The following is a 26,348-nucleotide window of genomic DNA, read 5'->3' on the forward strand; positions in this document are numbered from 1 at the left end:
TAATAATTAATAATATCCTAAAACTTTCATCCATAGACCTCCTACAACCATATAGATAATTAAGAGTACCACTCCTATTTCAAGACCTCGAAGCCACCAGACTTTAAGATCAACATATCCGCTACCAAAGAATACCGGAGCCGGGCCATGTCCGTAATGGGTAAGTACCCCATAAATAGAACCCATGAAACCAAGCATCATTGCTAATAACATAGGAGGAATTCCCAGAGAAACACCTACCCCTAACAATGCTGCATACATCGCTGCTACGTGAGCTGTAGCACTAGCGAAAATATAGTGACTGAAGAAATAAACGACGATAATAACCGGGAAAGCTACCTGCCAGCTCAATCCTCCGATTTGTACCTTGATAAGGTTACTGAACCAGCCAATGAAACCTAATTCATTTAAAGAACTAGCCATCATCACTAAAACAGCAAACCATACAATGGTATCCCAAGCTCCTTTTTCACCTTTTACATCTTCCCAGGTCAATACTGAAGTTAAGAGCAATAATGTTAACCCGATAAATGCAGTAGTTGTAGCATCAATAGAAAGCGCTCCACCAAAAATCCAAAGGAATAAAAGAATGAAGAAAGCTAGTAACATCAGCCATTCGTTTCTTGATATAGGCCCCATTTCTTTTAACTTCTGAGCCGCCATTTTCGGTGCATCACCTGTTTTTTTCAATTCAGGCGGATATAATTTATACAATACCAATGGAACAACGAAGAATGCTACTAAACCAGGGACAAAACCAGCTGCTGCCCACGACATCCACGTAATATCAATACCAAGGTTGGCTGCAAATTTCTGACACATCGGGTTACTTGCAGTTCCGGTTAAGAACATAGAAGAAGCGATGAGGTTCATATAATAACTATTCAATGTTAAAAATGAGCCCAGCTTTCTATGGGTTTCCGGTTTTTCAGGAACGGAATCAAAGCTTATCGCCATAGATTTCATGATTGGGTAGATAATTCCTCCTCCTCTGGCTGTATTACTTGGAATAGCAGGAGCCAGACAAACGTCTGCAAGCCCTAATCCGTACGCCAATCCTAATGAACTTTTACCAAAAACTCTGATGAATAAAAAGGCAATACGGTTTCCTAGCCCCGTTTTGATAAATCCTCTGGCAATAAAGAATGAAATCCCAATCAGCCAGATTACTTTATCTCCAAATCCGGAAAGTGCTTTGGTAATAGATTTTCCAGCATCTCCGGGAGCTACAACCTGAGTAAGCGCTGTGAATCCAATCGCCATCATACACATTGTTCCCATAGGAGCTGCTTTTAAAATAATTCCTAAAATGGTTGCTGCAAAAATGGCAAACAAATGCCAGGCATCCGGAGTAACCCCATCCGGAGCAGGAATGAACCAGATGATTAACGCAACGACAAATGTGATCGCAACGTTTTTAATATTAATTTCTTTCATGATACTTACTATTTAATCCGTTAAAATCTACTTTGTACTTGCACTATGAATAGATTGTTGTTGTATTGATTCGTATTTTCTACCTGATATTTATAGCGGTCGAATTGTACTCCCAGCTGAATTCTTGCTCCATAGTTTTTAAGGAACTCAAGGCCTACCATTGGAGTAATTGTTTGTCTTGGATTAGAAGCCATTCTGAAATTGGTATCCAGATATTCATAACGGCATGATAATTCGAATGCACTGAGGTTTTTATGATTGATTTCATATCTTACATTCGGAAGAAAATATACTCCTCGTACCAGATACTGATCCGGATTTTCTGGTCGTAACTCGGGAGCAATGGAGTTGTACAGGATATGGTTAGTGGCTTGTTTCGCTTCCAATTGCATATCAAGACTCCATTTCGGGTCAAATTTGATCAGAGAGCTGAGATCAACTCCCAAAGCATATACTTTTTTACTGAAAACTTCTCCTATCCCTCCATTCAAACCAACATTGAAGTTATATTTTTTCGACAATCCGAAAACCAAACGGGTAGAATATTGTTTTCCGTTGTCATTATCATTGATTTGATTTTTCCCGTTTCCGTTCACTACAGAAACCGCATACTGGAAAGGTATTTCTCCAAGTTGAATTTGTCCTGTTGCAGACATACCAATCTGGAAACTTGTCCAGCCCAGTTTTCCAAATTCCGAATACTGATTAGACCAATCCAGGGATTTTATAATATCAATAGGATAAGTTTCTTCAATACCGAACCAAGGTCTGAACTGCCCTACGGTCAATGCCAACTTGGGACTGAAAGTATACTTTAGGTAAGCATTTTCAAGAACTCTGCCTTTAGGGTCATTTTTAAAATCTGCAAGGTTAGCCAAGGCAACGACTTCCGTACGTTTACTGATCTGTGCCCGAACTTGAATTCTCATGTATTTCAACATAAAGTTATTATCCGTTCCGGATCCGTCAGTATGATGAAGGCCATTTACATCAACATCCTTGCTCATTCCTACCAGATAACGTGCCTGAAAAAGCCCTTTGATCTGAAGCTGCGGATATTTTACATTATCTTCTTCCTGTGGTTTTGGTGTGGTCTGTAGAGAATCCTGGATCTGTGCATTTGCTGAAAACCAGCCCATGAGTATGCACAGGATCAAGCTTCTCTTTTTTAATGAAAAAAAGGCCATATCTATTTGTTTAATTTTTGCTTTTTTGAAATTGTATTTAAGCATAAAAGTTCCTGTCTCTATCTTTGAAAAGTTGAGGTAATGCACTATGCGTGCTCATATAATGATAAAAACTTTTGTTACTTAAATCCTTCCGTTAAACCTCCTACTTATACTTCTTCAGAGGAAGGAAATGATCTTATATCTCATCCTGAATGTCGTCATTCACGATTTACAGAATCCTAAGTGTTTTCTGGGTATTTCACAAAGAAACATTTAAGATTATATCTTTATTTTTAAGCTTACTTTTTTTATTCTAAGCCTAAGAATTTGAAAGATGGAGTTTCTTTGAAGCTAGTGTTCGATTTTCCGTGATAAGTCTGGTAGTTACTTAGATCCAGTTTCATCACCTTTCCTTTTGCACTCAGGTCAAAATCTTTAAGATCTACCCAGAAAGTGTTTGGAGTGAAAACAGTTTCAAAATAATACACCAGATTTTTCTGATCTGAAACGGAACGCCATCTTGTAGAGGCAATATTAGGCTCTGTGGCTGAAGAAATTCCGTAAGGTACAGAGCAGTTTCTGATGACACTGAAAATACTGGCCACAGCAGTACGGGTATCAGCGGTTTGTGGGATGGCATTGATATAGTAAGATGCTCTTACAAATCGGTCTGCTGCGCGATTAGTTCCTGGAAGCATTACAGTCCCTGGAATTCCCTTCCAATAATTGTTAAGAGCAAGCTGCTCATCAAAAACAGGAGAATTAGTCATTACCGTGTAAGACGGATCGTGATGGATGACTAGTTTTCCGTTGATATATTCAAATACGGCATTGTCTCCCGTAGCATCTGAAAGTGAAAGATGGATGGTTGTAAATCTTTCTGTTCCCGGAATATAATCACTGACAACGACGAACGGTTCTTTTCTTGAAAATTCCACCGCTTCTTTCACTGTAGAGAAGTTGTCAAGATAATACTGAGCCCATAGAGAGATGGCAAGCCCCTTTTTTCCTCCCTTAGGATCGAATTTTGGATATTGAGATTCCCCTAACCATAGCAAATTGGCTACAAGTCCTTTTTCGTTCATTCCATCTGCAGAAGCAATGTCCCAGCTGGAGCTGATGACGCTGCCATATTTGGAAGTCCATTTTACAGATTTAGGGCCGGTTTGGCCATTGCGATCTATTCCTTTTGGAAAAACCCAGAGGTTAGCAGGAATCTCATCACGCCAGTCCATAGAGCGGGCTGTAAGAATGGTATTTTGCGGGCCTTTATAGACAACTCGGGTACAGGCTTCTGATGGATTCCATAATCCCACTGAAAGGACAAGAGAAAATAAAATTAATGGGAACTTTTTCATAATAGTATTATTTGATATTAAATTTTATATTGAATTCGTTGTGAATAATTCAATTGATTCTGATCATATTCATTATTTGGTGATATAAATTTAGCAAAATTTAGTTAAATAACATAATTATTTTAACTGATAAACTGTATTTCATGTTATGAATCATGGTTTAGGGTGTAAAAACACCATTGTTGGAAATTTTTTCGTATATTTTAGAAATATCGTAGTGAAATCATGTGAAAATCGATAAATTTTTAATGGAGTTTAATGCTGTTTTTTCCTGCGGTATGATACCATATGATCAGGGTGAAAATTAAATACCACATCACCAAAACCAGTTAAAAAAAAGCTCTATATTTGATAGATAGATTGAAAAGAGATATGAATTTTATAGAATGTCACGAAGAACCTATCCATATTCCAGGCTCTATACAAAGTTTTGGTTATCTGATTGGCATTGATGCAGAATCTCATTCCATTACTTTTTTAAGCCAGAATATATCGGATATTTTTAAAATCGGGAACCTGGATGAGGTATTCGGTAAAATACTGACGGATTTCCCGGAAAGTTTTCAGAATATCACAGAGTCGGATATTTATACTTCTCTGGATCGGTTTACAAGACGGGAAAATGAAACGTATTTTGACAAGATTTTTATTAATGAAAAGGAATATCATTTCTCTGTTTTCAGAAGTGGTGGAAATATCTTCCTTGAATTTGAGGAAGTTCTTATTAATCCTGATAAAAGGATTTCCAATAAGTATGATAATTTTTATGTCATAGACAATGAACCTGAGCTTTGGAATCATTTGTTGGAAACACTTTCTAAAGTAGTGAACTATGACCGAATGATGGTTTATAAGTTTATGATGGATGGCTCAGGAAAGGTAATCGCTGAAAAGAAAAATGAAGAAATGGAAAGTTTTCTGGGACTTCATTATCCAGAGTCGGATATTCCAAAACAGGCTCGGGATCTTTATCTTAAAAAAAGAAAGCGAATCTTTAGCAATGTATATGCAGATACAGTTCCGATCCTAAGTAAAACAAACAAAGATATTGATCTTAGTTTTTCTGCATCACGTGGAATGTCTCCTGTTCATGGGCAATATCTTAAAAATTCAGGTGTGTCTTCCAGCTTCAGTGTATCAATTATTATAGATAATCATCTTTGGGGATTGGTCACCTGCCAAAATGTAGAACCCAAACACATTGATCTTGAAGATAGGGTACAGGCCGGAATTTTCACTGCATTAGCCGCTAATGCTTATTCTTCTTTTAAATCTAAAAAAGAACTGAATTACCGTCTGGAGCTCAATGAGAGAATCTCACAACTGAAAACGGAGTTTTTAAGACATAATAATTTATTTGATTCTCTGCTTGAGAGCAAAACAGAAATAAAGAATTTACCAGAAGCGGACGGCCTTGCCATTGTTTCTGATGAAAATATAATCACTGAAGGAGCTGTTCCTACAGCGAAGTGCATCAGCCGAATTGTACATTGGGCATTGGAAAATACCAGTGACAGAATCTATGTTAACAGAAGCTTTCTTAAAAAACATAGTGAGGAGCTGGAGTTATCCGAAAATGCAGCCGGAATTATCATTTATTTTATTGAAAGAGATAAAAATGAGATGCTGATCTGGTTTCGAAAAGAATTTGATGAACATATCGACTGGGCTGGAAATCCGGAAAAGAAAATAGGCGTGTTTTCTCAGAATGGAGAAGACCGACAGATGATTTCTCCCAGAACTTCGTTTCGTATTTTTACAGAAAATATTAAAGGTCATTCCAAAAGATGGAATTCCAGAAATATACATGCTGTACAGGCCGTTAGAGATCTTATTTTAGAAACCTCTCACAAGAATTATAATGCGATTAAAAGGCTTAATGATGAGCTTAAAAAAGTGAATGAAGAACTTGATAGTTTTTCTTACACAATATCTCATGATCTGGGAACTCCATTAACGGTTATGAAACTGAATGCACAAATGCTTTTGGGCAATCTTACCGATGATTCTGAAAAGAGTAAAACGAAAATTAATACAATCATTGAGGAAATTGATAGTATGGCCGAAATGATGCGTGATGTTCTGCAGCTCAGCAGAGCAAAACATAGCGAAATACAGCTTGAAAGCCTTAAAACTGATGCTACAATTCAGAAGATCTCAGACAATGCAAAAATTACCTATGGAAGCCCGAAAAGTGAAATTGTTATTAGGGAGTGTCCGGATGTTTTAGCAGATAAAACCATGCTTCATCAGGTGTTTTTGAATATTATCAATAACGCGGTAAAATATTCGTCTCATAAAGACCAGCCTAAGGTGGAAATTGAAGGAACGGAAGATGGTCAAACTATTGTTTACAGGATTTCAGATAATGGGATTGGTATTCCTGAAGAGGAAAAACATAAGATGTTTAAAATCTTTAACCGTATGGATAACGCAAAGACATTCAAAGGAAATGGAGTGGGGTTGTCCATTGTTCACCGTATTATGAAAAGAATAGGCGGAAATGTAGATTATGAGAGTAATAAAGATGGTACATCATTCATTTTAACGTTCAAAAAACCTTACATTTGAGAAACTTTTAAAACGTTATTATGGTATCAGAATATCTTAAACAAAATACAGCAGACTATCACGATGCAGCCGAGAAACTTTTTAATTCTGAAAAGATTTTTAATAAAACTTTCACGTTAGAAGACTATAAAAAGATCATCCATACCAACTATCTGATGCTTCTTCACAGTGAAGATAAAATATTCAACAGTCTTTCCGACAAGTATGCTGATAAGCTTCAGCTTACAGATAGAAAGAAACTTTCTCTTATTGAAAAGGATCTTGTAAGCCTTTCTCTGGAAAATCAGTCAGCATCTCACAACCTGGAATTTGAAAATGAACATGAAGCCTTAGGTGCAATGTACGTGATTGAAGGTTCTACGTTGGGTGGGAACGTAATTGCTAAGCAGCTTTCTAAAACGGAAGGTTTTGATGCCGTAACTTTTAATTTTTTCGGATGCTATCAGGAGAATACGGGGGCAATGTGGAAGAACTTTAAGGAGGTTCTTGATACTGAAGTTTCAGAGGAAAAGTATGGAGAAGTGCTGTCTGGCGCGAAAAAACTGTATTCATTTTTACTGAATGTCAACTAATTCCTTTTAATGCTAATAAATTTTCTGAAAAATTGTGCATTTTTTCAGGATTTATTAAATTTGGGAAGTTTCAAATTTAAATAGTAACTAAACAATAAATAATTTAAAAAGTAACAATATGAAAGTAACTGTAGTAGGTGCAGGCGCTGTAGGAGCAAGCTGTGCGGAATACATCGCAATGAAGAACTTCTGTTCAGAAGTAGTTTTGGTAGATATTAAAGAAGGATTTGCTGAAGGTAAAGCAATGGATTTGATGCAGACAGCGTCGCTTAACGGATTCGATACAAAAATTACCGGAACAACAGGAGATTACAGCAAAACTGCAGGTTCTCATGTAGCCGTAATCACTTCAGGGATTCCAAGAAAACCTGGAATGACAAGAGAAGAATTGATCGGTATCAACGCTGGTATCGTGAAAGAAGTTACTGAAAACTTAGTAAAACATTCTCCGGAAGTAATCATCATCGTAGTTTCTAACCCAATGGATACGATGGCTTATTTGGTACACAAAACTTCAGGTCTTCCTAAGCACAAAATCATCGGAATGGGTGGTGCATTAGACTCTGCAAGATTCAAATACAGATTGGCTGAAGCATTAGAAGCTCCAATTTCTGATGTTGACGGTATGGTAATCGCTGCTCACAGTGATACAGGCATGCTTCCATTATTGAGCAAAGCGACAAGAAATGGAGTTCCTGTAACTGAATTCTTGAGCGAAGACCAACAAAAATATGTTATTGAAGAAACTAAAGTTGGAGGTGCTACCCTTACAAAATTATTAGGAACTTCTGCTTGGTATGCGCCAGGTGCAGCTGTTTCTGTAATGGTTCAGGCTATTGCTTGTGACCAAAAGAAAATGATCCCTTGTTCTTTAATGCTTGAAGGTGAGTACGGACAAAACGATATCTGCCTAGGTGTTCCTGCAATCATTGGAGCAAACGGAGTAGAATCAATTGTAAATGTAACATTGACTGCTGAAGAGCAATTGAAATTCGCTGAAGCTGCTAATGCAGTAAGAGAAGTGAATGGAGATCTTAAATTCTAATATACTGAATTTTATATAGAACCCCCGCGCCCGAAGGGCGCGGGGGTTTGTTTTTAAAAATACATAAGTATTTTTTAACACTCAGATTACTTTTCAGTACCGAATTTGTTGAAAAATTTTTCTCTTCCATTTTTCTCATAGACGTAAGGATCAACGAAATCTTTTGTCCAGTTATCTGTTATTTGTGAAAAATCTTTTCCAATAAATTTTTCTAAATCTGTTTTTTTAACATCAATTTTATAGACTTTGTTCTCTAGCGGAAGTATTATTTCAACTTCATGAATAAAACTCAATTTTTTCAACAGTTCTCCGGATCCTGAAATAAGTGATTTTTGAACTGCATGGCCGGTTGACCAGTATTCTTTGAGATCGTTTTCAGTCAATTTAGATTGTGGATTGAGTTCTTTGTATTCACTATAGTTTTTTACATAGGTAATAGTTGCCTTTCCATTTTCTAGTTCAACAGTATTAACAGATCCTCCGGCTCGAAGTCTTGAAGCCTCTCCTTTTAGTAGGTCTAAATTTGATGTTACTGATTGTTCTTCATGGCTCATTTGAGGATTTTCAGATTTTTTTTCATTACCACAACTTGCTAATAAACATAAAGTAGTAATTAAGAATACCTTCTTCATTGTAATAGAATTTCAGATTATAAGTGGGAATTAATATAATTCAGTTTAATTAATTTCAATAGATTGAGTTAGACTTTCGAGACTATTTTTTTCATAGTAATCCAACTTACTATATCCGTTAATGTTGTTAATTGTATATGTTGCTTTGATATTTTTGAGATCTTCATCTTCCAAGTACATTCCTGTTACAGGATTATCCGGAAATCTTGCTGCATCAGCTTTTTTGAAGAATACCAAAATTTGAAAATAACCATGTTGGTAATCAGGTTTTACTTCTGAACAATAGTTCTTTAGCTCTTCAAGGTTGATAGTGTCATCTACTTTAAATAGTGTTATCTGATTGAAATTGCCATCACTTCTAATTTCTTTTTTAGTATCAATTTTTGAGATTCCAATATTAGTTTTCATAGTTAAATTTTTAGTTAATGTATTAGAATTGTTAATTTGATTTTTTGAGTCTATACTTTTTTGACAACAACTTAAAATAATTGTGGCCATGAAACATACTAGAAAATGGATTGCTCTATTCATAGTTTAAAAAAATTATTACTCAAAATTAGTTGTCTTAGTAAAAAATAAATTACGGGAAACCATAAACATGTTTTAAATAGATTCGGCGAGGCCAAAGGCCTCGCCGAATCTATTTCATAAAACTATTCAGGTACTTATTGAAGTTAGATAATATTATCTTCCTTTCGCTTTATCACCTCTTAATGTCATAATTGTACTGGTCACTGCAGCCACTAATTTACCTTCAGTATTGGTGATTTCACAGAGATAAACAGTGATGGTTTTTCCGGATTGGATGGGTTTGGCGTGAGCGGTCAGGGTATCCTTCCAGGTAGGACGGAAAAAATTGATCTTTAATTCGATGCTGGTAAAGCTTTCTCCTTCATTCATTAGAGTAGAGTGAGCTGTTCCAATGGCTGCATCCGCCAATTCACAAAGTAAGCCACCATGGATAGTTCCTTGTTGGTTTCCGTGGATTTCAGTATCTGCACGGATGGAAACTTTTGCTTCTCCTAATGCAATATTAATGATATGAAAGCCTAACGTTTTTGAAATAGCAGTAGGGTAGATCTGAAAAGTGGTGAATTCTTCTACATTTTCACCGTTGACTATCTTTTTAATATAGTCCAGAATTGGAATTGTTGTCATGGATTCAGTATGTTTATAAAAGTAAATATACTGATCTTAATAAAGGCTTATTTATACAGAATACAGCCATTTATTTTTTCTATCGCAACAGGTTGTAAACATTGAGTGGTATGATCCTTAAAGTTCGATGAATAATCATATTTTTGTTTGAAATTATATTAAAACCATGCAATTATATACAGAAAGGTTAGTGTTACGAGATATAACTATTGAAGATAAGCAATCTATTTTCGATTATCGTTCGGATGCAGAAGCCAATAAGTTTCAAAGCTGGATTCCTGAAACGTTAGAAGAGGTGGAAAGCTTTATTTAGAGAAATAATAATGAATTTAATACACCGGAAAGTTGGTATCAGCTTTTGATCACTCATAAAGAAACAAAAGATGTTATCGGAGATATTGGAATTCATTTTCTAGGAAGTGAAAACTTGCAGGTAGAATTAGGAATTACATTAAATACAGCTTTTCAGGGGCAAGGATTTGCTTCTGAAGCATTAAAAGGAGTTATTGATTTCCTTTTTAATGATTTGAATAAACATAGAATTAGTGCTTCCATTGATCCTGATAATACAGATTCTATTAAATTAATGGAAAGAATTGGTTTAAGAAAAGAAGGTCATTTTGTGAAAAGTCTTTTCTGGAAAAACAATTGGGTAGATGATGTCATTTATGCGGTTCTTCAAGAAGAATGGGTTGGAAAATAAAAAAACATCTCAACTGAGATGTTTTTTATTTTTGAATAACCAGCTGTTAAGTGTTCAGCTATATTTTACCAAACTTTAATGGTTCCTTTTTGATTTCCTGAACCTTCAATTTTTATTCTGATGGTATCTTTTATATATGGATTTTTTAAATACCCCCATACAACATCGGCACTATCGAGTTTCTCTTTATCTTCTTCGTAAATGTCTAATGTTATTATGTCTTCTTTATTTCTATCGTACGTTAAGTTGTAAGGATAATCTGTAAAATGATCAATTCTGGTCTCATCCATAGAATGGTAACCATATCGAAATCCTTTTTCAATATAAGGTATAAAATAAAATCCTTTTAGGTTGGCAGAATCCACAATTGTATAATTCAGTTCTTTTACAAAAACTTTTCTTTGCTTTGAATCTGCAATAGTATCTGTTTTAACTCTGTATTTCCATTTTTGATAGCCATACCAACCAAACAATGATGAAAAATATCCTAATGCATAATATAATAGAATTCCAAGTAAAATAATACCTATCGCTCTATTAATCCATTTTTTCATTTATATTAATTTCTGTTATGCTATTTTTTATTAATTACTCTGTTGATATTTTTTCAAATATAACTTATCAATAAAAATCATAATACAAACTCCATTCTCCGGTCTCCTTATTCTTTGCAAACATAAGGCTGCCACTGTCAATCACATTCAAGTTAGCTTTGCCGTCTGAGGAAACCTGAAAAACAAACTCGAAGCCTTCTCCAAAACCATCCTTAAACCCAATGCCAGGCTGGCAAAATGATGGATAACCACCTAATTTAGTGCTGTAACAGTGATTAATGATGTCAAAATAGCTGTCGAAAAGTCCTTCTCTTTCAAGGGTAAGGATTTCGGACGTTATATTATAATCTATGTCTTCAATTCCACCGCCGTCCCATAAAGGAGCATCATTAGCGTAGAACTGGGAACGCATTGGAAATGGATTTAAATAAGAAACAGGGCTTTGTAAGTCTTTGATGACAATATTTTCCAGACTATCATATTCCCTGATAAGCCAGTTTTCACCCATTTTTTCAAAAGTTTCCGGAAAATCCTGAGTGATAAATACCGTAATCAGTTTTTTATCCTTTATCAGTTCCGGCACAAAAGGTTGGTTGGGAAGGTAAAACTGAATAAGCGGCATCATTGGATCTCCATTTTTATCCAAAGGAATCTCTTCATCTTCAGCATAGGCAAATACCCGTCCGATCCATGATTCTTCCAAAATATTCAGAGGTCTGAAGCCACCAGTGAAAAATTCTGTAGCAGGTCTTTCGATCTTATTTTTGATTTCCTGAATTCTGTTGTCCATTTTTGTGATAAGGTATTAGTTTTCTTCTTCTTTAAAATCTTCCATCATCAAATGATGATAACCATTGTATTCAGCTTTTTCTTCATCTGTAAAAGCATCCAATTCCAATGTGAGATTTTTGGCTTCTAAAGTGGAAATTTGCTGGTTATGCTGGGTAAACGCAAAACATCCCAGATAGGAAAGTCCGTTGTCCTTTAATTCTCTTATTTTTTTACTCAGCTCCTGTTGGTTTAGAATGCCACAAGTAAGGGCTGCTTCTTTTATTTCGGCAATAGTCATAGTGATTGTTGATGTGGAGCCAAAGATAAAAAATTGAATAAGGATAAAGAAATTAATGTTGAACAGATTAGATTTTACATTTCAGCTATTTTATCAAATAGTTTAGGATAATTAACAACCAGGCCATTTTCGTCCACTACGATATCCGATTTGAAATCAGTTTGCAGATTGTCATAATGATAAGTATGAGTTGCAATTCTGGTGTATTGCTGAGTAACCGGTTTTACCAGATTATTTAAAACATCAATATAAATAACCTTAATTTCCTGAGTGTCATTTTCAGCCAGTTTCAGGTTGTTAATAGGTAAAGTATTGGTGAAAGGGGTTAAAGAAATATCAATAAAGTTGAAACCATCAAAATCAGCGTTAATCATATTGTTAATTTTCCATTCATGCTGATATTTCTTGCCTGTCAGCCTATTTTTAACAGTATTGATTTCAGATTCAATCATAAATTCCTGAATATTCCACTCCGAGTCAATGGTTAACTGATAATCTACAGCATATATTTTATCTTCATAACAGCCAATAATTTTGGAGGTTACCTGTAGGTCTTTATCATTTTCTTTAAGTTTGAAATATTCCAGAGACTGAAAAGCAATTCCTTGCCAGATCAATGTTTTCATTTTGTTTTGGATTAGGTGTGATCGTAATTTTTAGATTGGATTGCGAAGAAATTTCTATTATTGGGAAATTCTTCGTTTTCTGATCCGGCTTAATGTTTCCCTGGCTACTCCTAGGAATGAAGCCAGTTGGGTAAGAGGAATCCGTTGTAACATTTCGGGATATTTATTTTCAAGATATTCCAGTCTTTCCTGCGCTGAATATAGCTTAAACAGATTAGAAAACTCTTCCTGTTTATAAGCAATCTGTCGGATACAGTTTCGTCCTAGTGATTCTACTTCAATGTACTGCTCTGCTATTTTAAACAATTTTTCCTTATCAAAGACAATAGCGTGTAGTTCTTCACAGGCCATCATATTGAATTCGGAAGGTTTTCCGCTTCCGAAGCTGCTGATATTGGTTGCAATTTCATTTTCAAAGAAAAATTCGGTGTTTTTTACAACAGCATTTATTTCATAATAACTTTTGCAAAAGCCTTTATTAATATAAAATAACGATTTACAAATTTCCCCTTCCTGAAGCAGCAGTTCATTTTTTTTATACACTTTTTCTGAAAGAGCAGGTTGCAGTAAAGCCCAGCTTTCATCAGAAAATGGAGTAAGAGAACGGAGATAAATAAGAAGGTTTTCCAGAATATTTTTCTTTGTATCCATCTGCTGTAAGGTTATTTTTGCGAAAATAGCGAAATTGGATTAGATTTATAATCAGAGATTATTGGTTTAACTTTAAAAAAAATAAAAGAGCGGCAAAAAACCACTCTTCATTTTATATAATAATGTGAATTTTAATATCTGCATCCACATCCGGTTTCTCCATCCTGGCAGAAACGTAAGGGTTCATGACAAGGTATACCACCGCCTCCAGGGTTACTACCACCTCCAGTGGATCTTCTATAACAAGTGTTGCCACTACAATAATAAGATCCGGTAGTAGGAGGGCAATATCCATCTAAACAAACTGCATAAGCAGTGTCACCACCACTGATCAATACCAATTGATTTCTTTTTAATTTTTTTGAATTTTTCATAGTAACTGATGTTTAATTTGTTGATTACTAATATCTAAAAAAATAATACACCAGCAAGTGTCTAATTCTAAATTAAAGATCATTGTTAATGAAATTTACCAACTTTGTTTGTTATTCTACTAATTAAAAATAAATTGCAAAAGATTAATTGATCTCCGTATTATGAAAAAAATACTTTTCACTTTATTTTTTATTCCTGTTGTATTGTGCGCTCAACAAACAATTCATCAGGATCCCGAAATCCTGAATCAGGTTTCACAGGTAAGTACAGATTCTCTTAAAAGTCATATCAATTCTTTGGTGGGCTTTGGAACGAGGCATACGATGAGTTCTACTACAGACCCGAAAAGAGGAATAGGAGCAGCAAGAAAATGGGTATTGAAAAAATTCAATAATTATGCGAAAAACTCTGGTGGAAGGATGGAGGTTTTTATGCAAAATCAAATGCTTCAGCCAGATGGGAAAAGAATTGACCGCCCTACCGATTTGGGAAATGTTATTGCCATTATCCGTGGAACAAATCCTAGTGATAAAAGATTATTTATGGTAAGTGGACATCTGGATTCGAGGGTAAGTGATGTTATGAATGTAAAAGACAATGCTCCGGGAGCCAATGATGACGGAAGTGGGGTAGCTGCCCTTATAGAAAGTGCAAGAATATTGAGCAAATCTAAATTTCCGGCAAGTATTGTGCTGGTTGCTTTTTCCGGTGAAGAGCAAGGGTTGCTAGGATCAAAAATGCTGGCGGAGAAAGCAGTTAATGAAGGCTGGCAATTGGAAGCATTGCTGAATAATGATATGATTTCAAATAATCTCAGTAGTGACACTCATTTAATAAATAGTCATCAACTAAGAGTTTTTTCCGAAGGCCTACCTCAGTACGAATTGGATAAGAAAGCGGCAGATATCAGAAAGTTTGGATTGGAAAACGATGGCGAATCAAGGCAGCTGGCAAGATATATTAAAGAAATAGGAGAACGGTATGTTGATAATCTTCAGGTTAAATTAATCTATAGAAATGATAGGTTTCTGAGAGGCGGAGATCATACTCCGTTTGTAGAAAAAGGTTTTGCTGCGGTACGACTGACTGAATTTAACGAAAACTTCGATCATCAGCATCAGGACATCAGAAAAGAGAATGGAATAGAGTATGGAGATCTGCCTGAGTTTATGGATTTTGAATATTTTAAAAAGAATGTAGGGGTAAATATTGCAGTTTTAGCCAATCTTGCAAAAGCTCCTTCAAAACCTGAAAATGTAAAAATAGAAGTCAATAAGCTTACCAATTTTACAGACCTTTCCTGGGAAAAACCCAAGTTGGGAGAAATAGCGGGATACTACGTTTTGATGCGTGAAACGGATGCTTCGGTGTGGCAGAAAAAAATCTTTACCCAAGAGAATTCTATTCAGTTACCTTATTCTAAAGATAACTATTTCTTTGCAGTACAGGCGGTAAATGCTTCAGGAAATGAAAGTCTGATTGTTGTACCAAAAATAAAATAAAATTTAAATTACACATCAATAGAAGCGGGCTTTAGCCCGCTTTCCTTATTTATAATAGATATCCATTGGCTTTAGCCAAAATCTAAAAATAGATAGTGGTTATTCGATATCCACAGTCATAAAAAGAGCAATCTCTTCGGATTGGTCATACAGTCTTGTATTGATTCCGGTAATATTGAATCCCATTCTTCTGTAAAATTGTATAGCTGGGTAGTTGGTATTCTGGGTTTCAAGTTCAATAACTCTACAATTTAACTTTCTGGCTTCTTTGATCGCGCTTTTAATCAACATAATACCGATTCCCTGTCTTCTGTATTTTTCATTGATCAGGATGTTTTCAATGTAAAAGCTGTTGTTCCAGGTTCTGTGTTCGCAGATGATCCAGCCTTGAAGTTCATTATCAGCAAAAGCTCCAAAGGAATGATCCTTTTCAATAATGGTATTGAGTTCTTCTATGTCATCGGAATCGGTTGTCCAGACTTTGTTATAGGAAAGTTTTTTTTCTCTCATGATAAACTCAAAGGAACCATTGAATTCAATAGAGGAAACAGAATAGATAATATTTGTTGAATATCCGTTGTACCCCCAATTTAGGCTAGGATTGGAGGTTAACTTTTGAAGTTTTTTTATTTCCATTGAAGAATGTTTTTATTGAATTTCTGTACAGATTTCTACTAAATAATTATCAGGATCTTTGATATAGGCTGTTTTTTGTCCCCATGGTTTTACAGCAATATCTTCATAAAGAATAGCTCCGTTTTTTATTGCTTTTTCAATCAGACCTTCTACATCATCAGTTACAAATCCAAGTTCAACTCCAAAAGGTTTAGCTTCGGTTTTTGAAAGCAGAAATCCCTTTTTAATATTAGAACTGGCTAAAGCAATGGAGGCAAAAGATAGAGTGGTTTCTCCTGTCAGTAGCTCTCCATAATCTTTTTCAGGGGTAATGAATTTGATCTCTGCATCAAAAGTGTTTTGGTAGAAATTCATGGATGATTCCACATTTTCTACATACAGAATGACATATTTAAACTTGATCATATTATCAGATTTAGCATTGTTGGGTTTAAATTTATTTTTGATGTATAATATATTCTTCATCTACCATCAGCTCTATGTGAGGCTTGCTTTGAGGATAATATTGTAAGCCTTCGAGATGACCAAAATGAAACGGATATTTTTCAGCAAGCTGCCTTATTTTATTTCCAAATGAATTAAGATTGACGGTCTGAATAGAATCTGTCTTCTGACGGCCATTCGTGAAGAAAAGCATCAGATTACAGTGATTTTTGAAGTCATGGTTTTTGTAATAGAATGCATTCAGGTTTTCTTCTCTACAGATAGAACCCAAATCATTAATGAAGAATTCTTTGTCTGCTAAAGGCAGGTTACAGTCAATTCTTATGGAGAGATTTTCGGCATTATTCTTTTTAAAATCTGAACCCACAATCTGTAGAAAACGATGTTCAATATGGCCAAAATTTTCTACTTCACTATGATAGGTTTTAGTAGATAATGTTTTAAACGGAATACTAGAGTCCTGCAATATGGCGTTCTCACGGGTAAGCAAGGTTTCTATTTCAAGAGCAAACTGAAACTGAAAATCAAAAAGCTGATAACCACCAATATTAATGATAAGTTGGTTTTCATTGATATTAAGAAACAAGAATGCTTCTTTAAAACGGGTTTTCAAATCTTCCAGCTTCCCGATAAAATCATCTGTATTTTCAACCTGAACTCTTGCAGCCAATTCAGCTGCATTATCAGCATGACCGCCATATCCCTCAAAAAACTTAAAAAACTTGAAATGATAGAGATCTTCAGGGAATTTAAAGTACCAGTATACTCCTAAAATCATGTTGTTTTAATTATTAAAATTTAAAAAAGTGAAGTAATCTTGACCATTTTGATGATGGTTTAAGTACTTCAAAGTAATCTTCTGGAGTGAAAGTATTAATTTCAATCTTTTCTCTATCCTTTATGACAATTCCGGTATGTCCTTCCAGGTTTGAGTTAATCTTTTCTAATAAACCTAAGTTAAATAGAACTTTAAGTATTCTATTACCATCATGATAATCTTTATGAAGATCAACGGGTAATGGTTGAAATTTTGGTGTAGATTTTATAAATTGGACAAAAAAGTAAGGATCTAAAACGCCGAATTCCATTCCAAACATGAAAGGAACTTCAATTTCCTGACCTGTTTTTATATTCTTGAAATGACAATGAAAGCCATGAATAAAGTACTTCCATTTTCCCACTTTTCCTGATTGGTTTTTCTTGTCTTTCAGATTGTTAAAAATTAAACTAGGGAATTTTTCATTAAGTTTAATTTTCTTTTCTTTGCAGAACAAGTGAACTAATTGATTTCCAAGTATTCGATAATCTTTTGCACACTGTATAAAGAATGCTTGATTAAGAATAATTTCTTCATCTGAAATAAGCTTACTGATATTAATCTCCGGATCTATTGTATGGATAGCAATGAGATGGTTGGGAAGTGTTTCCTTTAAATCTTCACCATAACTTTCTCTTAAATGTAAAACAGAAGGCTCAAAAAGAATTTTAATTTGCTGATGTCGAGGTCTTCTGATAATATCTTCAATTCTAGGTAATTCCTCGACAGATTTTATATTTATTAAATGAATAATCGTTTCCAAAACTTTAAATACGGGTAATTATTCAAATTTAAATAAAATTTCATGTTCTAAAACATTCAAAACCCCTAAATTTGTGATCAATAAAATTTTACTTGGATGCTTAGGAACATTTCAATTGCGGCAGCTACTTTTTTGTCCGTAGTTACAATCAATGCGCAGAAGAACAAAAATTCTCAATTGGAGAGACCCAAATTAGTAGTAGGTCTTGTTGTAGATCAGATGCGTTGGGACTATTTATACCGTTTTTATAATAAATATGGAAATGACGGTTTCAAAAGACTTTTGAATACAGGATATTCTTTAAATAATGTACACATTCCTTATGTTCCTACCATTACAGCTTTGGGACATACTTGTATCTATACAGGATCTGTACCTGCGATTCACGGAATTGCCGGAAACGACTGGACAGATAAGGAAACAGGTAAAGGAGTATACTGTACCGCGGATGATAGTGTTCAGCCGGTAGGAACAACCAATACAAAGACAGGAAGCCATTCTCCAAAAAACTTATGGTCTACTACAGTAACGGATGAGTTAAGATTGGCAACCAATTTCCAAGGGAAAGTAGTCGGAGTTTCACTGAAAGACAGAGCTTCTATTCTTCCTGCAGGTCACACACCCAACGGAGCTTTCTGGTTTGATGACAGTACCGGAAATTTTATCACCAGTACATGGTATATGAATGATTTACCTCAATGGGTAAAATCATTCAACTCTCAGAATTTACCGGAAAAATTGGTAGCAAACGGTTGGAATACTTTACTTCCAATCAATCAGTATACAGAAAGTGCACCAGACAATTCTCCTTGGGAAGGATTATTGGGTAGTGCAAAAACGCCTACATTCCCATACAATGATCTTGCAAAAGATTACCAGACAAAAAAAGATAATATTCGCTATACACCTTTCGGAAATACATTGACTTTGAAGCTGGCAGAGGCTTCTGTAGAAGGTGAAAAATTAGGCGGTGATAATATTACAGACTTCTTAGCAATCAATTTGGCTTCTACGGATTATGCAGGACATAAGTTTGGGCCGAACTCTATTGAAGTAGAAGATGTTTACATCAGATTAGATCAGGATTTAGCACAATTCTTCAACTATCTGGATTCAAAAGTTGGAAAAGGACAGTATACAGTTTTCCTTTCTGCTGACCACGGTGGAGCACATTCTGTAGGATTCTTGAAAGAACATAAAATTCCGACAGGTTTCTTTGGAGAAGGTGCTGAAAAGAATCTTAACCAAAAATTGAAAGAAAAATTCGGAGCTGATAAATTGATTAACGCAATTGATAACTATCAGATTTACTTTGATAGAAAAGTATTGGCAGATAGCAAGCTTGAATTGGATGATGTAAGAAACTTCGCTGTGAAAGAACTTGAAAAAGATCCAACTGTTTTATATGCAGTTTCTGTAGATAGAGTGGCTGAATCAAGCATTCCGGAACCTATCAAACAAAGAATCATTAACGGAATCAACAGACAGAGAAGTGGTGATATCCAATTGATCTCTCATGATTCTATGCTTCCGCCATATTCTAAAACAGGAACTACACACAGTGTATGGAACTCTTATGATTCACACATTCCATTGATCTTTATGGGTTGGGGAGTTCAGCAAGGAGAAAGCAATAAACCTTATCATATGACTGATATTGCTCCAACAGTTTCTTCACTACTGAAAATTCAATTCCCAAGTGGAAATGTTGGAAATCCAATCACTGAAGTTATGGGTAAATAAGCTGACTAACATACATGAAAAACATTCCAATTCGGAATGTTTTTTTTATTGTATATAAGTTATGAAGTCCTGATGATTTGCTGGATCTCTTTTTGAAACTTCTTATTCTGTTTTCTTATTTTTAAAATAAAATACAACAGGAGAGGAATAAGAATCCCGGCAATAGCAAAGGATATGATCTTCAGATAATAATACTGAGACTTCAGTTTTTTACTTTTTATGGAAGTTTCTTTATTGTGATTATCGATTACCTGATTGATAGACATTAATTCATTTTGCTTTCTTTTGAAACTCATCTCCATGTATTTCTTATTGTACAATTGATATAAATCTTGTTCCCCTATAGCGAGATAGTTATCTGCCATCTCTTTGTAAATACCTTCGTTCAAAATGATGTCTCCTGTATTTTTACTTAGATGCTCAGCTTCTGTTAAAAGGTTCAAAGCTGTTTGATTTTCGTGTTTTTGTTTATGTAGTTCAGACATTCCTTTTAATGCAAATGCTTCCAGACTCTTGGCGTTATTTTTTTGAGCATAGTTCCTGGATTGTAAAAATGCCTGTTCTGCTTTGTCAATTTCATTTAGATTAAGATAGCAATAGCCAATGTTGTAATATACCACACTCATATTGGAGTAAGTTGTTTTCTTGGAAGGAACCTTTTCAAAATTGTCTATTGAAATTAAGAACTTCTCCAGAGCAATTTCGGAATTAGACTGGCTTTTATAGATCATTCCCCTGATGGCATTGCTTGTTGCTGTTTCTATATACCTTGCGGGAGTATTTTCGGGGATTTGGGTTAAATACTGATCTGCTTCATTCAGTGTTTCAAGGCTTTTACTGAACAATTCCATTTGTTGATACTGTATAGCCACAGAAATGAGAACACTTACCTGGCTTTTGGGATCATTGATTTTTTGTGAAAGCTCTTTAGCTTTTAAAATGTATTTCAAAGATTCATCAAAATTTCTTTTCGCAATATTGGCGGTAGAAAGAAGCATATAAAGCTCAATCGATGTTTTAATATTATTGCTTTTTTTTAATAATTGTTCTCCAATCTGAATCGTTTTATCAGGGTTATCATAGATTTCCTGTTTAGCTTTTTTTATCAGAGCAGTATCTGAAGTTTTCTGCCCATTTATAAAAACAATGGATAGAAAGACACAGAATATTATTTTCAATGTTAATTTCATGACACTTTACTTTTACTGATTTCCTGAATATAAGCATTGGGAGACATTCCGGTTACCGATTTAAAAACGGTTGCAAAAGCACTATGAGAAGAAAACCCGGAATATTCAGCCAGATAGCTCACTTTATAATTGAGAAACGTAGAATCGTTTTTTAAAAGTTGGGCAATGTGATTGATCCTTAGTTTGTTGATATAGCCGTTAAAGTTTTTTTCCTTGTTATTATTAATGACTTCCGAAAGATATTTGGTATTAACTTCCAGTTGGGAAGAAAGCATAGAAAGGGACATATTTTTATGCAGGTATCGATCAGATTGTTCAAATTGTTTAAGTTTTTGAAGAATTTCTTCTTCTTTTTCCTTAGAGATTTTATTAGAACTTTTCTCTGCATCTGATATTTTTTTTACTAATCCAGAAACTGAAGATATTGCCTCTTTTTGTCGGTTATCTTGCTTTTCAAAGAATTCAAATTGCCTTTTTAAGTCTTTATTTTTGTTGTAGATGATTATAAAATAGGTAAATAAACCAATGATAATGAAAGCTAGTATAAGTGCGGAAATCCAGAAAGATTGTAAATAAGTTTGTTTTTGAAATTCAATATTTTTATTTTGATTGGTTTCCACCAGTTTTACAATATAGCGTATCCCTTCTCTGGTGCTGGAATTTGTTTTGGTTTTTAAATCATTGTAGTATTTATTGTATTGATGGTATTTGGCATCATCATGAAGAGCAAAATAGGTTCGGGATAAAGATTCGTAGAATTTGATTTTTAAATTGTTGAAAGGAAGGTTTTCAATCAAAGAAAGCCCCAATTCCAGTTTCTGGGCAGAGGTTTTATAATCTTGTATCAAAAAGTAGTACCGGGATAGATTTTCATAAGCTAATCCAAGTAGAAACGGTTGATTTGGCTGTTTTTCAAGATCAGAAATAATACTTTCTATGAGTTTTCTATACTCAGACAGCTTATTTTGCTTCATTAAATAAGAAGAGCGGAAAATTCTGTTTTCCATTTTTATGATTGAATGCTCTTCGTTATAGAGATCAATATACTGGTCACTTTTGTCAAGGTTTTTTAATGCATTTGGGTAATCTCTGTTGATTCCTAGGTTTAGAGCCTGTAATTGATAGAGCTTGGCTGTGGTTATCCTTAATTTAGGATCATTACTTGTCAGAAGTTTCTGATCTGATAGGAGATGAACAATAATCTTTTTTGATTGATTGTATAGGCCCAGATTCTGATATTGGTCTGCAAGATTATAATCTCCAAAAACCTGCATGAAATAAGATAAATTCTGATTCTGATCCTCTTTTTGAGAAAAACTATTGACAGACTGCATATAATCGCCCTTCATAGCAAAAGCCTGTGAAAGTATATTTTGTAAAATGATTTTATGTTCAATATCCTGATCACTTACGAGAATGCCTTGAGTATAACTGATGCAGTCGTCAGAATTTTGATAGAGTTTCTGGAATGCCTTATCAGCGATAATATTAAAATCCGAGCCAGATTGTCCGTTGATAACAATGGAATATACTATCAATATTAATAATAAAATCCGGCCACTATTTTTAAACATTTTGCTTAATAATAATTTGTTTTTCATAATATCCTCTGAAATCAGTCTTTAAAATAGATTGTATTTAAGTGTTTGATTATTAATATTTTAAAATTTTTATTCTTTTGAAATTCACGAATTGTGAAAGCCTTTTTCTTTTGTTTGGGTAAATATAATATTAATATTGTTTCTGTTAAATTAAAATGTTAAATATAAAAATATATGAAAAAACTTTACAAAATGACAATGAAATTATTAGCTGCTTATTTCTTTCTGAATTTTGGTATAGCTGAAGCACAACTGACAGTAATGGGATATGGAAATTATAATGTAGGAGCTGTTTCTGATAAAGGTATAGTAAGTATGCATACCACTGGTGGCGGAATTTTTATGTGGGATGCCAACAATGGGATTGTACAAATAGGATCTATATCAAATGGGTATCCAGCTTCTGGAAGAACAGTTATTTCTAATAACGGAATGAAAATCACATCTTCAGTAACCAATACGACAACAGGCTTCAATGAAATTTCAACCTATGATGTACTTTCTGCTACATGGGTAAACAGAGGAGGGCTTGTTCCTATGGGCTGGGATGGTAGTGTAAGTTCTGCGTGGGGAATGTCTCCTGATGGAAATACTATTGTAGGACTAGGTTGGCTTACTGCAGCGAATGCACATGCCGTTAAATGGGACGAGACAAATGGAGTCGTAGATCTTGGAAGTATAGTTGCAGGACGTAGTTCAAGAGCAAATGCTATAAGCTCTACAGGAAATGTAATTGTAGGTTGGCAGGATGAACCGACAGGAACGAGAAGTGGCGCAAAATGGGTAGATGGGGTAGAAAGTTTTATTACCGATAATAATGGCAGTAATGTAGGTGAAGCAGGAGCAGTTTCTGCGGATGGAAATACAATTATTGGTTCGGCCAATCCTAATCCTTATGTGTGGAAAGCAGGAACAGGAGTAACCTACATAACGCACCCTAATGCTTCATTCTTTTTTAAAGGGGGTGCTACCGGAGTTTCCGGAGACGGAACAAAGGTTATTGGATATTATCGTGCCTTTGCCGCGCCACCAATGTCTGGTGAAGGCTTTATCTGGACTGAAGCTAATGGACGTATTAACCTTAATGATTATGCTCAGAGTTTAGGAATTGATACGAATGGAGTCACAATGGGACTTCCGTTGGCCATTTCTCAGGATGGGAATAAAATTGCAGGAATGGGGGTAGATTCTTCCAATCAGATGGTCGCTTTTTATCTGGATATTACAGAGTCTCTATCCGTAAGGGATGTGGAGAAAAATAAAAATAAAAATACAATTGGCATTTATCCTAATCCGGTAACTGATATAATCTACTTTAAAGGAGCCGGAAAAATTGAAAAAGTAGAAATTTATAATATGGTTGGGCAAAGAGTAAAAGTATTCACAACGGTAGAAGATCATGTTGATGTATCCTCTTTACCAAAAGGAAATTACATATTACAGTTTTCAGAAAAAGGAGGAAAGCAACAGAATCATAAATTCATCAAAAAGTAAGATTCAACAAATTTTAATAATAGTTATACATTGAATGGCTGTTTTCATCATTGAAGACAGTCATTTTTATGTTGGAAGCTGAATATGAAAGCTGATGGTTATCCCTGAAGGATTCGGATTCTTATCTTCCTTAATGACTGTTATAAAATTCATTTTTTTGCCTAATACATTTAAAAAACTATCTTTGCAAAAATTATGGTTTCCAGTATATTGGAATGAAAAGGGAATTGGGTGAAACTCCCAAACTGTCCCCGCAACTGTAAATCGCAACAATAATTTCTGTACGCAGCCACTGTATAAAAACGGGAAGGCACAGAAAGCGAAAGTCAGGAGACCTGCCAGAATAATAATCAAAAAAAAACATATTGCTTTCGGAGGAAAAGTAGAAGAATATGGATATAAAAAGATCTTTAATACTGTTTTTGTCATCTTATGGCTGCTTTCTTTTCGGACAGGAGAAAGTTGTTGATACGATTTATATTTTCGACAGCCAGATGAATAAGGCGAAACTTTTCCATCCTGTAAAAATAATTACGCCGGTAGAAGCTCAAAAGAACTCCACCAACCTTTCCGAATTGCTGAGGTTTCAATCTAATCTTTATATTAAGGAAAATGGCCGTGGCGCTGTTTCTTCACCTTCTTTTAGAGGAACATCAGCCTCACAGACAGCTTTTGTCTGGAATGGTATTAATATTAACTCTAATTTTTTAGGCCAGGGAGATATCAATAATATTGCTCTGTTCGGATATGACCAGATCGGAATAAAACCGGGCGGGGGAAGTGTTGTCTATGGTTCAGGAGCTATTGGAGGAAGTATCCACCTGAACAATACTCTAGACTTTAATAAAGGATTTCATGGTTCTTTATTTTCAGAAGTTGCTTCTTTCGGGACTTATAATAATTTTGTAAAAGGTTCTTACAGTAATGATAAATTCAGCTTTAAGGCTTCTGCAAATTACGCTGTAAGTGCAAACGATTATGAAGTACCGGAATTCGTAGTAGGCAGAACTCCGTTTAAGAATATCAACGGAAGGTATTACAATACCACCTTTAATATTGGTGCTGCTTATAAAATAGCAGATGCTCATACTGTTTCATGGCAAAGCCAGATATTTGATGCATCACAGCATTATGTAATTTATGAGGAAAATGGTAACAGATCAAAGTATAAAGCGAATACCTTAAGAAGTTTGATTTCCTGGGATTTTAATAAAACCAATATTTCCAATAGCTTAAAAGCAGCTTATACTGAGGATAATTACCGCTATTTTTCAGATATTCATTCTCCTAAATTTAGTGGAGGAGAAGGAAAGAATTATATCTTTAAAAATGATTTTAATTACTTTATAACTCCCAAAATCAATATTAATGCTATTGGAGAGTTTCAGGTGAACAAAGCTGTGGGATATGAGACGGGAATAACAAATATTAGCCGAAATATAGGTTCTTTATCCGGAATGATAAGATATTTTGCTTCTAAGGACTTACGTTTTGAAGCTGGTATAAAGAAAGATTTTGTAGAAGGGATTTCATCTCCGATTCTATATTCTTTTTCTGGAAAATGGAATGCTTTGAAATGGTATCATATAGGCGCAAGCTTTTCAAGAAACTTCAGATATCCTACTTTTAATGATCTTTATTGGAAACCGGGAGGAAACCCGGATTTAAGGCCTGAGACTTCTTATAATCTCGATATGGATCATGAGTTTCATTTTGGAGATTTTAAAATTATGCTTAGCCCATATTACATGGATATTAAAGATTATATTAGCTGGCTTCCTACTCCTTATGGATATTGGTCGCCTTTTAATACCTATAAATCCGAATTTTACGGGTTAGAATCACAGGTTACCTGGAATAAAAACTTTGGGAGACACAATCTGAAGATCAATGCGGGCTATACCTATTCAAAATCTACGAATAAGGAAACTCGAAAACAATTGATGTACGTTCCTTTGCATAAAGCAACAGGATCTATAGAGTATCAATTTGACTTCCTTAAAATCTATGCTCAGGGACTTTTTAACGGACTTACTTATACCACAGCAGACCAAAAACGATCGGTAGCATTAGATCCTTATTTTATTTTAAATGCAGGAGTTTCTGCAGATATTTATAAAAGATATACATTAGGATTTAAAATGAATAATATTACAGATACCGTTTACCAAACTGTAGCTGATTATCCGATGCCGAAAAGAAACTATAGTATTTACGCAACAATTAATTTTTAAATAA

General features: G+C 34.7%; 26 protein-coding genes, 1 pseudogene and 1 riboswitch. Of the genes and pseudogenes, 9 read left to right on the plus strand and 18 right to left on the minus strand.

Annotated features, from left to right (window positions below; genetic code table 11):
• Nucleotides 1–6 precede the first annotated feature (6 nt).
• The 3 genes from GTR01_RS03745 to GTR01_RS03755 all read right to left on the minus strand — a co-directional run bounded on the left by GTR01_RS03745 (nt 7) and on the right by GTR01_RS03755 (nt 3,964).
• Nucleotides 7–1,437, minus strand: a complete 1,431-nt coding sequence (locus tag GTR01_RS03745; RefSeq protein ID WP_160136512.1) for an anion permease — start codon at nt 1,435–1,437, stop codon at nt 7–9.
• A gap of 20 nt (nt 1,438–1,457) precedes the next feature.
• The gene (locus tag GTR01_RS03750; protein ID WP_160136513.1) at nt 1,458–2,624 is read right to left on the minus strand and encodes a porin; all 1,167 of its coding nucleotides are present in this window, start codon (nt 2,622–2,624) and stop codon (nt 1,458–1,460) included.
• Between the two features lie 290 nt (nt 2,625–2,914).
• Nucleotides 2,915–3,964 carry a linear amide C-N hydrolase gene (locus GTR01_RS03755; RefSeq protein ID WP_160136514.1) on the minus strand — a complete coding sequence of 350 codons (1,050 nt, stop codon included), beginning with the start codon at nt 3,962–3,964 and terminating at the stop codon, nt 2,915–2,917.
• Between the two features lie 372 nt (nt 3,965–4,336).
• On the opposite strand from GTR01_RS03755, the gene GTR01_RS03760 reads away from it, so the two are divergent.
• The 3 genes from GTR01_RS03760 (at nt 4,337) to GTR01_RS03770 (ending at nt 8,152) form a co-directional block, all read left to right on the plus strand.
• Entirely contained in the window at nt 4,337–6,535 is a 2,199-nt protein-coding gene (locus GTR01_RS03760) for an ATP-binding protein (RefSeq protein ID WP_160136515.1), read from the plus strand.
• Between the two features lie 20 nt (nt 6,536–6,555).
• Complete coding sequence (locus tag GTR01_RS03765; protein ID WP_160136516.1) at nt 6,556–7,107, plus strand: biliverdin-producing heme oxygenase; 552 nt, start codon at nt 6,556–6,558, stop codon at nt 7,105–7,107.
• 118 nt (nt 7,108–7,225) lie between these two features.
• Nucleotides 7,226–8,152: a malate dehydrogenase gene (locus GTR01_RS03770; RefSeq protein ID WP_045500033.1), complete on the plus strand. Its 927-nt coding sequence runs from the start codon at nt 7,226–7,228 to the stop codon at nt 8,150–8,152.
• An 86-nt stretch (nt 8,153–8,238) separates the two neighbouring features.
• Here GTR01_RS03770 and GTR01_RS03775 read toward each other — a convergent pair whose 3' ends face one another.
• From GTR01_RS03775 to GTR01_RS03785, 3 genes are all read right to left on the minus strand, one after another.
• Nucleotides 8,239–8,784 (minus strand): hypothetical protein, encoded by a 546-nt coding sequence (locus GTR01_RS03775; RefSeq protein ID WP_160136517.1) that lies wholly within the window; start codon nt 8,782–8,784, stop codon nt 8,239–8,241.
• 45 nt (nt 8,785–8,829) lie between these two features.
• Nucleotides 8,830–9,192 (minus strand): hypothetical protein, encoded by a 363-nt coding sequence (locus tag GTR01_RS03780; RefSeq protein ID WP_160136518.1) that lies wholly within the window; start codon nt 9,190–9,192, stop codon nt 8,830–8,832.
• A 276-nt stretch (nt 9,193–9,468) separates the two neighbouring features.
• Nucleotides 9,469–9,942: a PaaI family thioesterase gene (locus GTR01_RS03785; protein WP_160136519.1), complete on the minus strand. Its 474-nt coding sequence runs from the start codon at nt 9,940–9,942 to the stop codon at nt 9,469–9,471.
• Between the two features lie 190 nt (nt 9,943–10,132).
• Between GTR01_RS03785 and GTR01_RS24555 the strand changes: the two genes are divergently transcribed.
• Together GTR01_RS24555 and GTR01_RS24560 are read left to right on the plus strand one after the other, a co-directional pair.
• A complete protein-coding gene (locus GTR01_RS24555; RefSeq protein ID WP_228452143.1) occupies nt 10,133–10,255 on the plus strand; it encodes a GNAT family N-acetyltransferase in 123 nt (40 codons plus the stop codon).
• A gap of 27 nt (nt 10,256–10,282) precedes the next feature.
• Nucleotides 10,283–10,645, plus strand: a pseudogene (locus tag GTR01_RS24560) (GNAT family N-acetyltransferase); the annotation flags it as partial.
• A gap of 65 nt (nt 10,646–10,710) precedes the next feature.
• Here the strand turns inward: GTR01_RS24560 and GTR01_RS03795 are convergent.
• The 6 genes from GTR01_RS03795 to GTR01_RS03820 all read right to left on the minus strand — a co-directional run bounded on the left by GTR01_RS03795 (nt 10,711) and on the right by GTR01_RS03820 (nt 13,919).
• Nucleotides 10,711–11,199 carry a hypothetical protein gene (locus GTR01_RS03795; RefSeq protein ID WP_160136520.1) on the minus strand — a complete coding sequence of 163 codons (489 nt, stop codon included), beginning with the start codon at nt 11,197–11,199 and terminating at the stop codon, nt 10,711–10,713.
• Between the two features lie 67 nt (nt 11,200–11,266).
• Entirely contained in the window at nt 11,267–11,989 is a 723-nt protein-coding gene (locus tag GTR01_RS03800; RefSeq protein WP_160136521.1) for a DUF1963 domain-containing protein, read from the minus strand.
• Between the two features lie 15 nt (nt 11,990–12,004).
• On the minus strand, nt 12,005–12,268 hold the full coding sequence (locus tag GTR01_RS03805) for a hypothetical protein (protein ID WP_160136522.1): 264 nt from the start codon (nt 12,266–12,268) through the stop codon (nt 12,005–12,007).
• A 74-nt stretch (nt 12,269–12,342) separates the two neighbouring features.
• Complete coding sequence (locus tag GTR01_RS03810; protein WP_160136523.1) at nt 12,343–12,894, minus strand: putative glycolipid-binding domain-containing protein; 552 nt, start codon at nt 12,892–12,894, stop codon at nt 12,343–12,345.
• 57 nt (nt 12,895–12,951) lie between these two features.
• Complete coding sequence (locus GTR01_RS03815) at nt 12,952–13,545, minus strand: Crp/Fnr family transcriptional regulator (RefSeq protein ID WP_228452145.1); 594 nt, start codon at nt 13,543–13,545, stop codon at nt 12,952–12,954.
• Between the two features lie 131 nt (nt 13,546–13,676).
• On the minus strand, nt 13,677–13,919 hold the full coding sequence (locus GTR01_RS03820) for a hypothetical protein (protein WP_160136524.1): 243 nt from the start codon (nt 13,917–13,919) through the stop codon (nt 13,677–13,679).
• A gap of 162 nt (nt 13,920–14,081) precedes the next feature.
• On the opposite strand from GTR01_RS03820, the gene GTR01_RS03825 reads away from it, so the two are divergent.
• Complete coding sequence (locus tag GTR01_RS03825) at nt 14,082–15,422, plus strand: M28 family metallopeptidase (protein ID WP_160136525.1); 1,341 nt, start codon at nt 14,082–14,084, stop codon at nt 15,420–15,422.
• Nucleotides 15,423–15,521: 99 nt separating this feature from the next.
• Here the strand turns inward: GTR01_RS03825 and GTR01_RS03830 are convergent, their stop codons facing one another.
• The 4 genes from GTR01_RS03830 to GTR01_RS03845 are packed head-to-tail and all read right to left on the minus strand — an operon-like array spanning nt 15,522 to nt 18,082.
• Nucleotides 15,522–16,058, minus strand: coding sequence for a GNAT family N-acetyltransferase (locus GTR01_RS03830; protein WP_160136526.1), 537 nt, complete (start codon nt 16,056–16,058; stop codon nt 15,522–15,524).
• Between the two features lie 12 nt (nt 16,059–16,070).
• Nucleotides 16,071–16,463: a VOC family protein gene (locus tag GTR01_RS03835; RefSeq protein WP_160136527.1), complete on the minus strand. Its 393-nt coding sequence runs from the start codon at nt 16,461–16,463 to the stop codon at nt 16,071–16,073.
• A gap of 31 nt (nt 16,464–16,494) precedes the next feature.
• A complete protein-coding gene (locus GTR01_RS03840; protein ID WP_160136528.1) occupies nt 16,495–17,280 on the minus strand; it encodes a hypothetical protein in 786 nt (261 codons plus the stop codon).
• Nucleotides 17,281–17,293: 13 nt separating this feature from the next.
• Nucleotides 17,294–18,082 carry a DUF6896 domain-containing protein gene (locus GTR01_RS03845; protein WP_185155088.1) on the minus strand — a complete coding sequence of 263 codons (789 nt, stop codon included), beginning with the start codon at nt 18,080–18,082 and terminating at the stop codon, nt 17,294–17,296.
• 96 nt (nt 18,083–18,178) lie between these two features.
• On the opposite strand from GTR01_RS03845, the gene pafA reads away from it, so the two are divergent.
• Nucleotides 18,179–19,825 (plus strand): alkaline phosphatase PafA, encoded by a 1,647-nt coding sequence (pafA, locus tag GTR01_RS03850; RefSeq protein ID WP_160136529.1) that lies wholly within the window; start codon nt 18,179–18,181, stop codon nt 19,823–19,825.
• Nucleotides 19,826–19,884: 59 nt separating this feature from the next.
• Here the strand turns inward: pafA and GTR01_RS03855 are convergent, their stop codons facing one another.
• Nucleotides 19,885–21,015, minus strand: coding sequence for a hypothetical protein (locus tag GTR01_RS03855; RefSeq protein WP_160136530.1), 1,131 nt, complete (start codon nt 21,013–21,015; stop codon nt 19,885–19,887).
• Entirely contained in the window at nt 21,012–22,616 is a 1,605-nt protein-coding gene (locus GTR01_RS03860) for a helix-turn-helix domain-containing protein (protein WP_160136531.1), read from the minus strand. The genes GTR01_RS03855 and GTR01_RS03860 overlap by 4 nt, the downstream gene beginning before the upstream one ends.
• Before the next feature lie 174 nt (nt 22,617–22,790).
• Here GTR01_RS03860 and GTR01_RS03865 point away from each other — a divergent pair, with 174 nt between their 5' ends.
• Nucleotides 22,791–24,110, plus strand: coding sequence for a T9SS type A sorting domain-containing protein (locus tag GTR01_RS03865; protein WP_160136532.1), 1,320 nt, complete (start codon nt 22,791–22,793; stop codon nt 24,108–24,110).
• A gap of 179 nt (nt 24,111–24,289) precedes the next feature.
• A riboswitch (cobalamin riboswitch) is annotated at nt 24,290–24,468 on the plus strand.
• A gap of 34 nt (nt 24,469–24,502) precedes the next feature.
• Complete coding sequence (locus GTR01_RS03870) at nt 24,503–26,344, plus strand: TonB-dependent receptor plug domain-containing protein (protein WP_160136533.1); 1,842 nt, start codon at nt 24,503–24,505, stop codon at nt 26,342–26,344.
• The last annotated feature ends 4 nt before the right edge of the window (nt 26,345–26,348 follow it).

Source organism: Chryseobacterium sp. c4a (assembly GCF_009900745.1).
GTDB lineage: Bacteria > Bacteroidota > Bacteroidia > Flavobacteriales > Weeksellaceae > Chryseobacterium.

Bases quoted from the DNA above. Each gene is read 5' to 3' on its own strand.
- GTR01_RS03745 (WP_160136512.1), bottom strand. From the start codon at position 1,437: ATGAAAGAAATTAATATTAAAAACGTTGCGATCACATTTGTCGTTGCG.
- GTR01_RS03750 (WP_160136513.1), bottom strand. From the start codon at position 2,624: ATGGCCTTTTTTTCATTAAAAAAGAGAAGCTTGATCCTGTGCATACTC.
- GTR01_RS03755 (WP_160136514.1), bottom strand. From the start codon at position 3,964: ATGAAAAAGTTCCCATTAATTTTATTTTCTCTTGTCCTTTCAGTGGGA.
- GTR01_RS03760 (WP_160136515.1), top strand. From the start codon at position 4,337: ATGAATTTTATAGAATGTCACGAAGAACCTATCCATATTCCAGGCTCT.
- GTR01_RS03765 (WP_160136516.1), top strand. From the start codon at position 6,556: ATGGTATCAGAATATCTTAAACAAAATACAGCAGACTATCACGATGCA.
- GTR01_RS03770 (WP_045500033.1), top strand. From the start codon at position 7,226: ATGAAAGTAACTGTAGTAGGTGCAGGCGCTGTAGGAGCAAGCTGTGCG.
- GTR01_RS03775 (WP_160136517.1), bottom strand. From the start codon at position 8,784: ATGAAGAAGGTATTCTTAATTACTACTTTATGTTTATTAGCAAGTTGT.
- GTR01_RS03780 (WP_160136518.1), bottom strand. From the start codon at position 9,192: ATGAAAACTAATATTGGAATCTCAAAAATTGATACTAAAAAAGAAATT.
- GTR01_RS03785 (WP_160136519.1), bottom strand. From the start codon at position 9,942: ATGACAACAATTCCAATTCTGGACTATATTAAAAAGATAGTCAACGGT.
- GTR01_RS03795 (WP_160136520.1), bottom strand. From the start codon at position 11,199: ATGAAAAAATGGATTAATAGAGCGATAGGTATTATTTTACTTGGAATT.
- GTR01_RS03800 (WP_160136521.1), bottom strand. From the start codon at position 11,989: ATGGACAACAGAATTCAGGAAATCAAAAATAAGATCGAAAGACCTGCT.
- GTR01_RS03805 (WP_160136522.1), bottom strand. From the start codon at position 12,268: ATGACTATTGCCGAAATAAAAGAAGCAGCCCTTACTTGTGGCATTCTA.
- GTR01_RS03810 (WP_160136523.1), bottom strand. From the start codon at position 12,894: ATGAAAACATTGATCTGGCAAGGAATTGCTTTTCAGTCTCTGGAATAT.
- GTR01_RS03815 (WP_228452145.1), bottom strand. From the start codon at position 13,545: ATGGATACAAAGAAAAATATTCTGGAAAACCTTCTTATTTATCTCCGT.
- GTR01_RS03820 (WP_160136524.1), bottom strand. From the start codon at position 13,919: ATGAAAAATTCAAAAAAATTAAAAAGAAATCAATTGGTATTGATCAGT.
- GTR01_RS03825 (WP_160136525.1), top strand. From the start codon at position 14,082: ATGAAAAAAATACTTTTCACTTTATTTTTTATTCCTGTTGTATTGTGC.
- GTR01_RS03830 (WP_160136526.1), bottom strand. From the start codon at position 16,058: ATGGAAATAAAAAAACTTCAAAAGTTAACCTCCAATCCTAGCCTAAAT.
- GTR01_RS03835 (WP_160136527.1), bottom strand. From the start codon at position 16,463: ATGATCAAGTTTAAATATGTCATTCTGTATGTAGAAAATGTGGAATCA.
- GTR01_RS03840 (WP_160136528.1), bottom strand. From the start codon at position 17,280: ATGATTTTAGGAGTATACTGGTACTTTAAATTCCCTGAAGATCTCTAT.
- pafA (WP_160136529.1), top strand. From the start codon at position 18,179: ATGCTTAGGAACATTTCAATTGCGGCAGCTACTTTTTTGTCCGTAGTT.
- GTR01_RS03855 (WP_160136530.1), bottom strand. From the start codon at position 21,015: ATGAAATTAACATTGAAAATAATATTCTGTGTCTTTCTATCCATTGTT.
- GTR01_RS03860 (WP_160136531.1), bottom strand. From the start codon at position 22,616: ATGAAAAACAAATTATTATTAAGCAAAATGTTTAAAAATAGTGGCCGG.
- GTR01_RS03865 (WP_160136532.1), top strand. From the start codon at position 22,791: ATGAAAAAACTTTACAAAATGACAATGAAATTATTAGCTGCTTATTTC.
- GTR01_RS03870 (WP_160136533.1), top strand. From the start codon at position 24,503: ATGGATATAAAAAGATCTTTAATACTGTTTTTGTCATCTTATGGCTGC.